Source organism: Brevundimonas sp. SL130, from assembly GCF_026625805.1.
GTDB lineage: Bacteria > Pseudomonadota > Alphaproteobacteria > Caulobacterales > Caulobacteraceae > Brevundimonas.
In genome coordinates this window covers 1,765,091-1,780,222 of the sequence record NZ_CP113064.1, presented here as the reverse complement: position 1 = coordinate 1,780,222, position 15,132 = coordinate 1,765,091, and the positions used below count along the sequence as shown (strand labels likewise).

The following is a 15,132-nucleotide window of genomic DNA, read 5'->3' as shown; positions in this document are numbered from 1 at the left end:
GGGCCGCCGTCTGGTCGATCTTCAGCGAAGGGCCTTCAGCTTGACCGGCCCGGTCACGCCCGACGCTTCGCCCGGCGCCGCCTCAATGATCAGCGTGACACGGCGTTCGCCGGCGCCGGGACCGAACGCGGCGACACCGTCCCTCAGGGGCGTCGCCTGGCCGTCGATCCACAGCGAGACCGCGCCAGACAGACCTTCGAACTGCAACACCCCGCCCTCCTGGGCGACGGCGCGCCAGGGCTTCACCGCCGTGCGATAGACGCGCCAGTTCCGCGTCGGCTCCGCACCGGTCGTCACGCCGCTGCGCACGAAGGCCCAGCTGTTGTTGTCGCCGTCGGTCGGGGCCAGGCTCGGATCTGGACGCTGGGCCAGGGCCGGCGACCGCCGCCAGCCCAGGATCGGCTGCGCGGGAACTAAAATAGGCGCGTACCGGGGCGCCGCCCGATCCAGCCGTTCGACCGCCAGCCGCGCGGGCCGCAGTCCAGGCGCGGAGGCCGTCACGACGATCCGTCCCTTCCCCGCCACCGCCTGAACGATCACCTGCGCCAGCCCATTGAACAGCGACCGCGCCGCGCCTTTTTCCGGCTCATGGCTGTTGGGATCGCCATTGCCCAGACCGATGATTTCCGCCCCCGCCACGTCAAAGGTCACGGGCAGGTTGGCGGTCGGCACATGGCGTCCGGCGGCGTCCACCGCATCGACCGTGATCGGCTGAACATCCTCTCCATCGCCCGCCATCACGGTCCTTGCGGGCGTCAGCCGCAGCCGAACGGGAGCACCTGTCGTCTCGTGCGCCGCCGTGGCGACGACCCGCCCGGCGCGCCGGGCGACCGCCTCGATCCGACCGGGCTCATAGGGCACCGTCCATTCCGCCCCCATGATCCGGTCGCAGGCCACGACGCCCAGCGAGCGTCCGTTCAGCTTCAGTTCGACCTCATCGGCGTTCGACATGACCAGCACCGGGACCGGCTGTCCCTCGCGCCCCGGCCAGGTCCAGTGCGGCGTGATCGAAACCACGTCCTGGTCATCGACCCAGTGCGCCCGGTGAATATCGAAGGCCGTCTTGGGGAAGCCGCACAGATCCATGATGCCGAAGAAGCTGGCGATGGTGGGCCAGACGTGCGGCGTGGGCTCGCCATGATAATCAAACCCGGTCCAGACGAAGCCGCCGGCGACGAAGGGCCGATCCATGATCGCCTTCCAGGTCTTGCGATGCGTATCGCCCCAGCCAGCTCGCCGCCTCGGTGTCATAGGAGGTGATGACATTGGCCCGCGGATCGCTGGCGAAGGCGCCCCGTGTCTCAAAGGCGCTGGTGTCCTCCGAACTGGTGATCGGCCGCGTCGGATGAAGCGCGTGGAAGCGGTCGTAGTCGCCCTGATAGTAGTTGAAGCCGGTCACATCGACGACGCTCGACACATTGATCGGTTCGAAGAAGGCCCCGTTCATCGCCGCCGTCACGGGCCGCGCGTCGTCCAGCGCCTTCACCGCATGGGCCATGCGGCGCACCATCTCGACCCCGGCTTCGGAGCCCTGCATCGGCTCCTCGTTGAAGACCGACCACAGAATCACGCTGGGATGGTTGCGGTCACGCCGGACCAGCCACTCCAGCTGCGCCATATAGTCCGGCGCCGGGTTGAACACCCGGTTCTCGTTCATGACCAGGAAGCCCATCCGGTCGCAAAGGTCCAGGAACTCCACGGCGGGCGCATTGTGGGCGCTGCGAATGGCGTTGCAGCCCATCGCCTTGAGCCGCTCCAGCCGCCAGCGCACCAGCCCGTCGGGCATGGCCACCCCGACTCCGGCGTGATCTTGGTGGATACAGACGCCCTTCAGCTTCAGCGGCCGGCCGTTGAGGAAGAAGCCCTGGTCCGCATCGAATCTCAGGGTGCGGAAACCGACCGCGATACGCCGCTCATCCACCACGCGCCCATCGACCAGCACCTGGGTCAGGACCGTGTAGAGCGTCGGCTGATCGACGGACCACAGGGCCGGATCGGCGACGGGAATCGACACCGACGTCACGGCCCGCTCCAGCGCAGGAACCTCGAGCGGCACCCGCCGCGTCGCCAAGGTCTGGCCCTGAGGGTCCAGCAGGCTCGCCTGCACCTCGACCTGGCCCGGGGTACGACCGACGTTGAACAGCGTCGCCTCGACGGGCACGCTCCAACCTCCGTCCGCATTCTGACGTGGATCGCAGTGGACGCCGTCGGTGATCAGGGCGACCGGTGCGCGCACCGTCAGCCAGGCATGGCGATACAGGCCCGCGCCTTCGTACCACCACCCCTCCATGGCGTCGGCGTCGACGCGGATGGCGATCACATTCAGCTCGTCGCCGAACCGGGCGAACGGCGTCAGATCGATCTCGACACTGTTATAGCCGGACCAGTTGTGCGCCACGATACTGCCGTTGGCCCAGATGGTGGCGTGGGTGGCGATGGCGCCGAACTGCAGCAGTATGGTCTTGCCGCGATCGGCCGGGTCCAGCCGGATCGTCCGCCGATACCAGCCGATCCCGCGCGGCCGGAAACCCTGGGAGATGTTGGCCGTCTCGACGAAGGGCTGGGACGCCGCCCAGTCGTGCGGCAGGCGCACGCGGCTCCAGTCGCTGTCGTCATAGTCCATGGCGGCTGCGCCCCGCGCATTGCCGGCCTTGGCGTTCAGATAGGTGGCGTGATGGTCGGCCGGCGGCGGGGGGACAATGTCGCCCTCGTGAAACAGCCACCCCAGATCCAGACTGATGCGGGACGGATCCTCGACCGGCAGGGGCTCCGGCAAGGCGCGAAGTGGCGCAGGCATCGGCAGGGAGCCCACTCCGGCGGCTTCCGCTGACGCGACGCCGGGGATCATCAACCCCGCCGTGCTCGCACTGCCGATCAAAAGGTTGCGGCGATCGACGATCATGGCGGCTCCACGCGAAGACTGGGCCGCCGCAACGCGCCGGCGAATAGAGTTCAGATGTCCGAAAGCTCGGCGACGAAGTCATAGGCGTCGCCGCGATAATAGGACCGCGTCAGCTCGACGGTCCGCCCGTCCCTCAGGAAGGCCCGTCGTTCGATCAACAGCCCAGGGCTGCCCAATGACACGCCCAGCATCTTCGAATGTTCGCCGCCGAACGGAACGGCCCTCAGGCGCTGAAGGGCGCGGACAGGGCGCATCCCGTTGGCTTCCAGCGCGGCGTAAAGCGAATCCTCCACGGCCTCCAGCGACGGCAGGGCCGTGCCGAGAATGGTCGAGAACTCCAGCGCCATCGGCGTCTCGTCCGCAAACCGGATACGCTGGAACCGATGGACCGGAACGCCCGGCGACACGCCGAACGCAATGGCTTCTTCCGGCGTCACCGTGCCCGAGGCGCGCGCCACCCAGCGGCTGCTCGGCACGCGGCCCCGCGCCACCATGTCCTCCGAGAAGGAGGACAGTTTGGAGAAATTCTTTTCGACCCGTCCGGCGACGAAGGTGCCGGCGCCGCGACGGCGGCTCAGCAGCCCGTCTTCCACCAGATCGCCGATCGCGCGGCGCACCGTGATGCGCGACACGTCGTATTCGGTCGCCAGATCCCGCTCCGCCGGCAAGGCGTCGCCCTCCGCCAGGGTTCCGGCAGTGATCGCGTCGCGGATCAGCTGGCGCAATTGGATGTAAAGTGGCGCCACATTGCTCGGCGATAGTGCGCCGATCCGTTCCGAAAACGACATGCCTCTCTCGATCTTCCTGCCACCGGTTCAGAACCGATCCATGTTCGTCCTCGCATGGCGAATAGGGAATTCACAATACCATTAAGCGGCATAGCGACTGGAAAACGACGATTCGTCACACCGGATAGGGCTGGACGCCCCGTTGAGAGGGCGCCATCGTGCGACAGTACCAAAATCGGACCAAAGAGGGTGGGATGATGCAGAAAGCCATGATTGCTGCGGTTTGGGCGGGAGCCCTTCTTCAGGCATCGTCAGCCTCGGCCACTGCCGAGACCGCCTCTCCCCTGCCGCTGATTCCCATGCCCGCCTCGGTCACACGGACGGCGGGCGGCGTCTCCATCACGAACGGCGCCGGCGTCGTCGCTTCGGACGCGGGCGCGACCGCCGTGGCGCGACTGCTGATCAATCAGGTTCGAACGACGCGGGGGCTTGAGCTTCGCACAGCGACCAATGGCGCCGTCCGTCTTGAACGCGACGCCGGCGTCGTCGGCGAGGGCGCCTATCGGCTCGAGGTGTCGGACGCCGGAGTGCGGATCACCGCCTCGACGGATTCGGGCCTGCTGTACGGCGCCATGACCCTGGCTCAACTGCTGTCGCCCGACACCGCCTTCGGCCAGTCCGTCGCCGTCCCGGCCATGATCATCGAGGATCGTCCCGCCTACCGCTGGCGCGGCTATATGGCCGACGTGGCGCGCCACTACCAACCGGTCTCGGCGCTGAAGACCTCCATCGACCAGATGGCGGCGCTGAAGCTGAACGTCCTCCACCTGCACCTGTCCGACGACCAGGGCTGGCGCATCGAGATCAAGCGCTACCCTGAGCTGACGCGGATCGGCGCCTGGCGCACCACGCCGTCGGCCGGAAACGAACCGCCCAAACGCTATGGCGGCTTCTATACTCAGGACGAGATGCGCGATCTGGTCGCCTACGCCGCCGCGCGGGGCGTCACCATCGTCCCCGAAATCGACCTGCCGGGTCACGCCCAGGCCATCGTCGCCTCCTATCCCGAGCTGGGCGTCTTCGGCGACCGTCCGCCGGTCTCGGGCGACTGGGGCGTCAATCCCTATCTGCTCGACCCCGGCCCGGAAGGGATCGCCTTCGTCAAGGCGGTGCTGGACGAGATCATGGACATCTTCCCCGGCCAGTACATCCATCTGGGCGGAGACGAAGCGATCAAGGACCAGTGGAAACGCTCGCCCCGCGTCCAGGCCCTGATGCGCGAGCAAGGCATCGCCACCGAGAACGCTCTTCAATCCGCGCTGATCCGCGAGTTCGACGCCTATCTACGGGCCCATGACCGGGTGCTGATCGGCTGGGACGAAATCCTCGAGGGCGGCGGCCTGCCGCAGTCCGCCGCCGTCATGTCCTGGCAGGGCGAGAAGGGCGCGATCGAAGCCTCGGCCGAGGGGCATGACGTCGTCCTGTCGCCCGCGCCCATCCTGTATCTCGACAATATCCAGTCCTGGCTGCCGGGCGAGCCGCCGATGCGGCCGGCCAATCCGGCCATGAGCCTGGAACGGGTCTATGGCTACGACCCCATGCCCCAGGCCATCGCGCCCGCCGATCGCCACCATGTGCTGGGCGCCCAGATGAACGCCTGGTCGGAATATCTCTCGACCCCGGCCCTGGTGTGGCACGCCACCTTCCCGCGCCTGGCCGCCTTCGCCGACAATATCTGGTCGGGCGCCCCGACCCGCGACTTCCCCGGCTTCCTCGACCGGCTGGAGCCCCAGATGGCCCGCTGGAAACGGGCCGGCGTGCCCGCCGCCGACAGCGCCTTCGCCGTCGGCTACACGCTTCAAGGCGCCCGCTCCGACGCCGTCCGCACCGGCCAGGCGACCGTGGCCCTGGCCAGCCAGACCGGACAGGGCGTGATCCACTACACCCTGGACGGCTCCGAACCCTCGCCGACCTCGGCGGCCTACGCCCAGCCCCTGACTACGCCCCTGGGCGTGACCATCCGCGCGACGTCGTTCGGCGCCGGCGACCAGGCCTTGGCCGCGCCGCGAACCTATGAAACCCGCACGTCCGCCCTGCTCACGGCCGACGTCAACGCCCTGTCCGCCTGTATGGGCGGGATCGAACTGCGCCTGCCGCTGGATCCGGATTCCGGCGCGGTGGCCCCGGCCTATAACGCCAATATCTTCGACGACTGCATGAACTGGCGGAACGCTCCGCTCTCGGTCGCCAAGGGCTTTGACATCGAGGTGGCGCGCCTGCCCTACAACTTCGGCATCGCCAATGATTTCAAGCGGATGAAACACTATTTCGCCGCAACCCAGTTCGGCGAACTGATCGTTCGTGCCGGCGGATGCGAAGGAACGCCGGTCGGAACCTTCCCCCTGCCCGATCCCGCCGCCGCGCCGGTGCAGATGCGTTTCGCCGGGCCCCTGCCCGCCGGTCTGATCGACAGCGACCTGTGCATGACCTTCACCTCCCCCATCGGCGACTATTTCTACGCCGTCGGCGGCGTCACCCTGGAGGCGGCCCAGTGAAATCGAATCGCGTCAGCGCACTCGCACTAGGCATCGCCCTGTCCTGGGCCATCACGGCCCCCGCCTTCGCCGGCGAACGCCAGACGACTCCGCTCGACAGCGGCTGGTCGTTCAGGATCGATCCGGCCGACCTCGAGGCCGTCGGCGCCCACCCCCGCGCCGCCCGCTGGCTGCCGGCTCGGACGCCCGGCAGCGTGCAGCAGGACCTGATCGCCGCCGGTCTCGTCACCGACCCCTTCGTCGGGCTGAACGAGGCGGACATCCAGTGGGCCGGACTGACCGATTGGGAATACCGACGCACGCTTGAGGTCACACCCGAGATGATGGCGCGCGGCCATCTCGATCTGGTGTTCGACGGGCTCGACACCTTCGCCACGGTTCGCGTCAACGGCGCGGTCCTGATGACGGCGGACAACGCCCATCGGCGCTGGCGGGCCGACGCCAAGCCCCTGCTGAAGCTGGGGGCCAATACGATCACCGTGACCTTCGCCTCGCCCATCGACACGCTTCAGCCCATGGTCCTGGCCGAGGCTCATCCCCTGCCCGGCGAGTATGACAGCGCCTTCGGCGACGAGCCCAAGGGGCGCCAGACCTCCCCCTATATCCGCAAGCCCAAATATCACTACGGCTGGGACTGGGGCCCTCGCATCGTCAACATCGGCCTGTGGCGGCCGGTGTCGCTGGACGCCTGGGACGACGCCCGGATCGACACCCTGACGATAGACCAGGAGGCCGTGACCGACGCCGAGGCGCGGATCAACGCCCGCCTCGACATCACGGCGGACACCGCGACCTCGGTGCTGGTCCGTGTCGATCTGACCGGCCCCGACGGTCGGACCCAGACCCAGACCCGCCCCGCCGGCCTGGCCCCCGGCGCCAACCGGCTTTCGGTCCCGGTGAGTATCTCGGCCCCGCGTCGCTGGCAGCCCATCGGCTATGGCGACCAGCCGCTCTACACCGTCACAGCGACAATCGTCGAAGACGGCCGCGACAGCGACCGCGCGTCGAAGCGAACCGGCCTTCGCACTGTCGAACTGATGCGCGAGGACGGCGGCTTCGGGCTCAAGATCAACGGCGTGCCCATCTTCATGAAGGGCGCCAATCTGATCCCGTTCGACAACTTCCCCGCCCGCGTGAGCCGCGAGGACCAGGCGCACGTGCTGCGCATGGCGGCCGACGCCAATATGAACATGATCCGCGTCTGGGGCGGCGGCTATTATCCCGACGAGGCCTTCTACGAGGTCGCCGACGAACTGGGTCTGATGGTCTGGCAGGACTTCATGTTCGGCGGCGCCGTCACGCCCCCCGGCGCCGACTTCCGCGACAATGTGGCGGTCGAGGCGACGGAACAGGTCGAACGCCTGCAAGCCCACCCGTCGCTGGTGATCTGGGCCGGCAACAACGAAGTCCTGTCCGGCTGGGAGAACTGGTCCGACCGCAAGGCCTTCAAACAGGCCGTCGGCCCCGACGAGCAGGAACGGATCGGAACCCATATGGCGGTTCTGTTCGACCGGGTGCTGCGTGAGGCGGTGACGCGCGGCGACGCCGACGTCCCCTATTGGCCGGGCTCGCCCTCGACCGACTACGAGACCCCCACCGACACCGACCGCGACGGCGACCGCCACTTCTGGGACGTCTGGTCGGGCTCAAAGCCCATCGAACGCTATACCGACAGCTGCCCGCGCTTCATGTCGGAGTACGGCTTCCAGGCCATGCCAGGCCTGGCCACCATCGCCGCCTTCGCCGGGACGACGGACCTGACCGCCGACAGTCCGGTGATGAAGGCCCACCAGAAATTCCTCTCGGGTGAAGGCAACGCCCGCATCCTCTTCTATCTGGCCCAGCATCACCGCACGCCGCGCGACTTCGCCGACCTGGTCTATCTCAGCCAGGTGATGCAGGCCGACGCCATCCGAACGGCGGCCCTGCACCATCGCGCCTGCCGTCCCGTGACCATGGGCTCGCTGTACTGGCAGCTGAACGACACCTGGCCGGCCATCTCCTGGTCCAGCATCGACTGGTACGGCCGGCCCAAGCTGCTGCACCATGCCGCCCGCCGCTTCTTCGCGCCCCAGGCCATCGTCGCCGAGCGCCGCGCCGAACAGACCCGGATCGCCCTGGTGTCCGACGCCACGACCCCGGTCGCGGGCCGCTGGACGCTGCGCCCCCTGAGCATGGACGGCCGGGTTCTGGCCGAGCGCGGCGGCGCTGTGACCCTGGATCCGCTGTCCGCCGTCGATGTCGTCAATATTGACGATGCCGAGCTGTTCGGCGCCGCCCCGGCCTCGAGCAGCTACGCCGTCGCCGAACTGAGCCTGGACGGACGCCGCGTCAGCCGCGCCGTCATCGAACGGGCCGAGCCCAAGGACATGGCCTATCCCGACCCCGGTCTATCGACCCGCTGGGACGGCGACCGCCTGACCGTGACCGCCGCCAATCTGGCACGAGCCGTCATGATCGACTTCGGCGTCGTCGCGGCGACCCCGTCCGACAATGGCTTCGATCTTCTGCCCGGCGAGAGCGTGACGGTGACGGTGGACAGCGCCGCAGATCCGCAGGCTCTGCGCCAGGCCCTCACCCTTCGCACCCTGGCCCGACCATGAAACACAGCACCGCGATTCTGGCCTTGGCGATGGCGGCCGGCCTCGCCGCCCCCGCAGCGGCCCAATCGGTCAACTGCGCCGCCTGCGCCCCCTCGGACGCCCCCGCTCAGGCAGCCTCGGGCGAAGGCCTGACCCTGGAGCGCAAGGCGGCCCAGCTTATGAACGCCGCTCCGGCCGAGCCCCTGCTGGGGCTGCCCGCCTATGACTGGTGGAACGAGGGCCTGCACGGCCTGGCCCGCAACGGCCAGGCGACGGTTTTCCCCCAGGCCATCGGCCTGGCCGCGACCTGGGACGTCGATCTGGTGCAGCGCGTCGGCGACGTCACCTCGACCGAGGCCCGCGCCAAGTGGAACGCCCGCCCGACCAACGCCGCCCGCGACCTGTTCGAGGGCCTGACAATCTGGTCCCCCAACATCAACATCTTCCGCGATCCGCGCTGGGGCCGGGGCCAGGAAACCTATGGCGAAGACCCCTATCTGACCGGCCGCCTCGGCGTCGCCTTCGTCCAGGGCCTCCAAGGCCCGGACCCGGACCATCCCAAGGTCATCGCAGCGCCCAAACATCTGGCGGTTCACTCAGGACCGGAGGCGGGTCGCGACAGTTTCTCGGTCAATGTCTCGCCGCATGACCTCGAGGCCACCTATCTGCCCGCCTTCCGCGCCTCGGTGGTGGACGGCAAGGCCCAGTCCCTGATGTGCGCCTACAACGCCATCCACGGCACGCCGGTCTGCGCCTCCTCGGCCCTGATGATCGACCGCCTGCGCGGCGACTGGGGCTTTACCGGCGTAACGGTGTCGGACTGCGACGCCGTGGCCAACATCTATCTGTTCCATCACAGCCAGCCCGACGCGGCCCACGCCGCCGCCGCCGCTCTGAAGGGCGGAACCGACATCAACTGCGGCGGCGCCTATCGCGCCCTGCCCGCCGCCGTGCGCGCGGGCCTGGTCGATGAAGCCCTGGTGGACGCCGCCCTGGATCGCGCGCTGGCCGCCCGACGCGCCCTGGGCGCTGTCGTCGATGGCCGTTCGCCCTGGGACTCGATCCCCGCGACCGCCGTGGGCACGACCGAACACCGCGCCCTGGCGCGCGAAGCCGCCGAGAAGTCGATCGTCCTGCTGGAAAACAGCACGGACCTTCTGCCCCTGAAGAACCAGAAGATCGCGGTCATCGGCGCCAACGCCGACGATCTCAATGTGCTCGAGGGCAATTACCACGGCGCGGCCATTGATCCGGTCACGCCGCTGGAGGGTCTGCGGGCGCGCTTCGGCGCGGCGCGGATCTCTTACGCCCAGGGCGGTCCTCTCGCCGAAAACACCCCGGTGGTCGTGCCTGAGACGGCGCTGAGCAGCGGCGGCCGACCGGGGCTGGAGGTCGAGGTCCGCGACGCGGACGGCCGCGTGATCCGCAGCGGCCACGACCGCCGCATCGACCTGAACCTGACCAAGACCGCGCCGTTCAAGGCGCGCTGGACCGGCCTGTTCACGCCCCCCGCGCCCGGCCGTTATCGCCTGATGATCGACGGCCCCGCCTGCTGGCACGCCTGCCCGGCGCATGACGCGGTGCGGCTCTGGGTCAATGGCGTCAAACAGATCGACAGCATCATCGGCGGCTCCGGCCTTGAGGTCGAAGTCAACGGCGACCGACCTTCTGAAATCCGGCTGGAGCTGGATCACAACGGCGGCGACGAAGGGATCCGGCTGCGCTGGATCGCCCCCGCCGAGGTTCAACGCGCCGAGGCCGTGGCGGCAGCGGCGGCGGCCGACGTCGTGGTCGCCGTGGTCGGCCTGTCGCCCGATCTGGAAGGCGAGGCCCTGCGCGTCTCGGCCCCCGGCTTCGTCGGCGGCGACCGCTCTGAGGTGATCCTGCCCGAACCCCAGATAGACCTGCTGAAGGCGCTCGCCGCCACCGGCAAGCCCCTGGTCGTGGTCATCGCCTCGGGCAGCGCCGTTTCCCTGGGCGACCTCAAGCCCGAGGCGGTGCTGCAACTCTGGTACCCCGGTGTCGAAGGCGGGACCGCCCTGGCGGCCGTGCTCAGCGGCGACGTCAATCCGTCCGGCCGCCTGCCGGTGACCGTCTACGCCTCCAGCGCCGACCTGCCGGCCTTCACCGACTACGGCATGAAGGAGCGGACCTACCGCTACTTCACGGGCACGCCCGCCTGGTCCTTCGGTCACGGCCTCAGCTACACCCGCTTCGCCTATCAGCCGCCCCGCCTGCCCGCCACCATCGCTGCGGGCCAGCCGGTCGAGGTCGCCGTCTCTGTCCGCAACATCGGCGCGCGGCCGGGCGAGGAGGTGGTTCAGGCCTATCTGCTGCCGCCGGACGCCGGGCGCGAAGGCAATCTGACCGACCCGGTCTTGCAACGTCAGCTCGCCGGTTTCGCACGGGTGTCCACCGCGCCGGGCCAGACCCGCGAGGTCAGACTGACCATCGACCCGCGCGCCATGAGCAGCGTGGACCGCACGGGTACGCGCCGCGTCCTGCCGGGCGCCTATCGTCTGTGGCTGGGCGGCGGTCAGCCGGGCGACGCCGACGGCGTCTGGGCCCAGTTCGTCGTCACCGGCCAGGCTGTGGAGTTGCCGAAATGATCCCGACCCGACGCACCCTTCTCGCCACGGGCGCCGCCTTCGCCGCCGCTCCGGCGCTCGCTGCCGCCCCCGCCGCCCCCTTGATCAGCCGCCGCCCCGCCGTGTCGGATCGCCGCTTCACCAGCGTCGCCGTCGAGGCGGAAATCCAGCGCGTCTCGGCCCGGATCGCCGATCCGAAACTGCGGTGGATGTTCGCCAACTGCTATCCGAACACCCTCGACACCACCGTGCGGATGTCCCAGGTGGACGGCGCGCCCGACGCCTTCGTCATCACCGGCGACATCCCCTGCCTGTGGCTGCGGGACTCGGCGGCGCAGCTGAAGCCCTATCTGCATCTGGCGAACCGCGACCCCGCCTTGGCCGACGTCTTCCGGGGCCTGATCGCCCGCCAGGCCCGCTCGATCCTGATCGACCCCTACGCCAACGCCTTCATGGAAGACCCGTCGGCCGCCTCCAATCTTGAATGGGCCCTGTCCGACGAGACGGAGATGAAGCCCGGCGTGGCCGAGCGGAAATGGGAGATCGATTCCCTCTGCTATCCGATCCGTCTCGCCTACGGCTATTGGCGCCAGACCCGCGACCCGCGCCCGTTCGACGCCACCTGGGCGGCGGCGGCGGCGGCGTCTGTGCGGACCCTGCGCGAACAGCAGCGCAAGGACGGTCCCGGACCCTATCGTTTCCGGCGCAAGGCCAACCAGCCGACCGAGACCCTGCTGTGGGGCCATGGCAATCCGACCCGGCCGGTCGGGCTGATCCATTCCGCCTTCCGCCCATCGGACGACGCCTGCCTCTATCCCTTCCTGATCCCCGCCAACCTGTTCGCCGTGACCAGCCTGCGCGAGCTGGCCGTTCTGGCCGTCGAGGCCCGTCCCGATCCCGTCCTGGCCGCCCAGGCAACGGCCCTGGCCGACGAGGTCGAGGCCGCCCTGCGCCAATGGGGGACCATGCGCCTACGCGACGGGCGCGAGGTCTGGGCCTATGAGGTCGACGGCTTCGGCAACGCCGTCTTCATGGACGACGCCAACGCCCCCTCCCTGTCCAGCCTCGCCTATCTGGGCTGCGTCAGTCCCGCCGACCCTCTGTGGCGCCGCACCCGCGATGCGGCCTGGAGCCCCGACAATCCCTGGTTCTTCAAGGGCCGCGCGGCCGAGGGCATAGGCGGCCCCCATGTCGGCCAGGGCCAGGTCTGGCCCATGTCCCTGATCATCCGCGCCCTGTCGTCCGACGATCCCGCCGTGATCCGGGCCTGTCTGCGCCAGTTGCGCGACACCGACGCCGCCACCGGCTTCATGCACGAGGCCTTCGACCAGGACGATCCGACCCGGTTCACACGGTCCTGGTTCGCCTGGGCCAACGGCCTGTTCGGCGAACTGATCGTCCACCTCGCCGACGCCCACCCCCAGCTGTTGTCGGAGTCGCTATGACCCCCTCGCGCCGCCAACTCCTCGCCACCACGGGCGCAGGCCTCGCCTTGGCCGCCCTACCGGCCGCAGCCGGCGACCGCCGCTCGCGTTCTGTCGCCAACCTGTTCATCGGCACCGGCGGGACCGGCCACACCTATCCTGGCGCCACCCTGCCCTTCGGCATGGTCCAGCTCAGCCCTGACACCGGCGTCGAACGCTGGGAGACCTGTTCCGGCTACCATCGCGACGACAAGACCATCCTGGGCTTCTCGCACACCCACCTGTCGGGGACCGGTATCGGCGACATGCTCGACGTCCTGGTTACCCCGCGCGTCGGCCCGGTCAAACTGCTGCCGGGCGCCGAGGATGATCCCGCATCGGGCTATCGTCAGCACTTCAGCGGCGAACAGGCCGAACCCGGCTATTATCGCGTCTTGCTGGAGTCCGGCGTCGAAGCCGAGCTGACCGCCACCCATCGGGTCGGCTGGCACCGCTATCGCTTTCCTGCGGGTCAGGGCCATCTTCTGCTGGACCTGTCGCACCTCGTGCTCGACTCGTCCGACACCCGACCGCTGATCGACGAGGCCTTGCTGAATATGGAGGCCGACGGGACGCTTACGGGAACGCGACGCGTGTTCCGTTGGGCCAAGGGCCGACGCATCTTCTTTGCGATGCAATTCTCACGCGCGCCGGATCGGATCGACTTCTACGGCGACGACGACGCCCCCCAGCCGGCCGGCAGCGACGGCGTGGCGGGCAAGCGGCTGAAAGCCGTGCTCCATTTTGACGACGCCGATTCCGCGCCGCTGCTGGTGCGCTGCGGCCTGTCCGCCGTCGATGCGGCCGGAGCTCGCGCGAACCTGGCAGCCGAGGCCCAGGCCCAGGCCCAGGCATGGGACTTCGATCAGGTCCGCCGCAAGGCCGCAAACCTTTGGCATGAGCATCTGGACACCGTGAAGGTGCGGGGCGGCACGGAGGATCAACGGGTCATCCTGACGACCGCCCTCTATCACGCCCAACTAGCGCCGACCCTGTTTTCGGACGTCGATGGGCGTTACGTCGGACTGGACGGACAGATGCACGCTGCGGCCTCCGGCCAGGCCGCGTTCAGCACCTATTCCCTGTGGGACACCTACCGCGCCCTGCACCCGCTGCTGACGCTGATCGCGCCGGCTCGAACGAAACAGTTCGTCGACGACCTGATCCGCCAGACGGTTCAGTCGCCTTACGGACCGCCTGTCTGGCCGCTGCAGGGCAAGGAAACCGGCACGATGATCGGCTGGCACGCCGTCCCGGTGCTGGCCGAAGCTCTGGCCAAGGGGATACCTGCCGACTACGCCGCCGCCTGGCCCGCCATCGCCAAGCGCAGTTTTGATTTCTCCGCCCCGGACAAGGACAACAGTCTGGGCCGCGAGCCCTACGACCGCCTGGGCTATGTGCCGGCCGACAAGGTGTTCGAAAGCGTCAGCCGCACCCAGGAATACGCCTATGACGACTGGGCGGCCTCCCGCCTCGCCCTGGCGGCGGGCCAGGCGGACGACGCAGAGCGGCTGGCCAAACGGTCGGGCAACTGGCGCAACGTCATCGACGGCGACATCGGCTTCGCCCGCCCACGCTTCGAGAACGGAAGCTGGTGGGCGCCCTATGATCCGATCCAGCTCGGCCATATGCCCAAGCCGTGGTGGCGCGACTATACCGAGGCGAACGGCTGGCAGGCCACCTTCCTGAACCAGCACGACCTGTACGGCATGATCGACCATATGGGGGGCGACGCTCGCTATGAGGCCAAGCTCGACGCCCTGTTCAACGCCCCGTCCACTCTTCCTGACAATGCTCCGCCCGACATCTCCGGCCTGGTCGGCCAGTATGCTCATGGCAATGAGCCCGATCAGCATGCCGCCTATCTGTATGCCTATGTCGGCGCGCCGTGGAAGACTCAGGCCATGGTTCGCCGGTTGTGCACCGAGATGTACAAGAACGATCCTGACGGCATCATCGGCAATGACGACTGCGGCCAGATGAGCGCATGGTTCATCTTCTCCGCCCTGGGCTTCTATCCTGTGGATCCGGTCGAGGCCGCCTATGTCTTCGGGTCGCCGTTGTTCGAGCGGGCCGAGCTGCGCCTCGGCGAGGGGCGCACCCTGATCATCGATGCGCCGGGCAACCGGCCGGACACCCCCTATGTCGCCGCCGTCGCCTGGAATGGCCGGCCTTGGACCAAGAGCTGGATTTCCCACGCTGAACTGGCCCGGGGCGGCACGCTGCATTTCACCATGGCCGCCACGCCGAACCCCGCCTTTGGCCGCACCCTGGCCGATCGTCCTCCCTCCAACGGCCGCACACCTGCCTGATC

8 protein-coding genes are annotated in these 15,132 nt (G+C 68.7%); 5 read left to right on the top strand and 3 right to left on the bottom strand.

The genetic code is table 11. The annotated features are described in order from the left end of the window. Nucleotides 1-21 precede the first annotated feature (21 nt). The 3 genes from OU998_RS08750 to OU998_RS08740 are packed head-to-tail and all read right to left on the bottom strand — an operon-like array spanning nt 22 to nt 3,690. On the bottom strand, nt 22-1,191 hold the full coding sequence (locus tag OU998_RS08750; RefSeq protein ID WP_267512986.1) for a DUF4982 domain-containing protein: 1,170 nt from the start codon (nt 1,189-1,191) through the stop codon (nt 22-24). Further along, entirely contained in the window at nt 1,145-2,902 is a 1,758-nt protein-coding gene (locus OU998_RS08745) for a glycoside hydrolase family 2 TIM barrel-domain containing protein (protein ID WP_267512984.1), read from the bottom strand. The genes OU998_RS08750 and OU998_RS08745 overlap by 47 nt, the downstream gene beginning before the upstream one ends. A 50-nt stretch (nt 2,903-2,952) precedes the next feature. Further along, nucleotides 2,953-3,690: a GntR family transcriptional regulator gene (locus OU998_RS08740; protein ID WP_267512981.1), complete on the bottom strand. Its 738-nt coding sequence runs from the start codon at nt 3,688-3,690 to the stop codon at nt 2,953-2,955. Between the two features lie 194 nt (nt 3,691-3,884). Here OU998_RS08740 and OU998_RS08735 point away from each other — a divergent pair, with 194 nt between their 5' ends. From OU998_RS08735 to OU998_RS08715, 5 genes are read left to right on the top strand one after another with little or no spacing between them, the layout of a single operon-like run. Then, entirely contained in the window at nt 3,885-6,185 is a 2,301-nt protein-coding gene (locus tag OU998_RS08735) for a beta-N-acetylhexosaminidase (RefSeq protein ID WP_267512980.1), read from the top strand. Further along, on the top strand, nt 6,182-8,788 hold the full coding sequence (locus tag OU998_RS08730; protein ID WP_267512978.1) for a beta-mannosidase: 2,607 nt from the start codon (nt 6,182-6,184) through the stop codon (nt 8,786-8,788). Before OU998_RS08735 ends, OU998_RS08730 begins: the two co-directional genes overlap by 4 nt. Then, nucleotides 8,785-11,376, top strand: a complete 2,592-nt coding sequence (locus tag OU998_RS08725; RefSeq protein WP_267512976.1) for a glycoside hydrolase family 3 C-terminal domain-containing protein — start codon at nt 8,785-8,787, stop codon at nt 11,374-11,376. Before OU998_RS08730 ends, OU998_RS08725 begins: the two co-directional genes overlap by 4 nt. Then, complete coding sequence (locus tag OU998_RS08720) at nt 11,373-12,800, top strand: glycoside hydrolase family 125 protein (RefSeq protein ID WP_267512974.1); 1,428 nt, start codon at nt 11,373-11,375, stop codon at nt 12,798-12,800. Before OU998_RS08725 ends, OU998_RS08720 begins: the two co-directional genes overlap by 4 nt. Continuing rightward, nucleotides 12,797-15,130 carry a GH92 family glycosyl hydrolase gene (locus OU998_RS08715; RefSeq protein ID WP_267512972.1) on the top strand — a complete coding sequence of 778 codons (2,334 nt, stop codon included), beginning with the start codon at nt 12,797-12,799 and terminating at the stop codon, nt 15,128-15,130. Before OU998_RS08720 ends, OU998_RS08715 begins: the two co-directional genes overlap by 4 nt. The last annotated feature ends 2 nt before the right edge of the window (nt 15,131-15,132 follow it).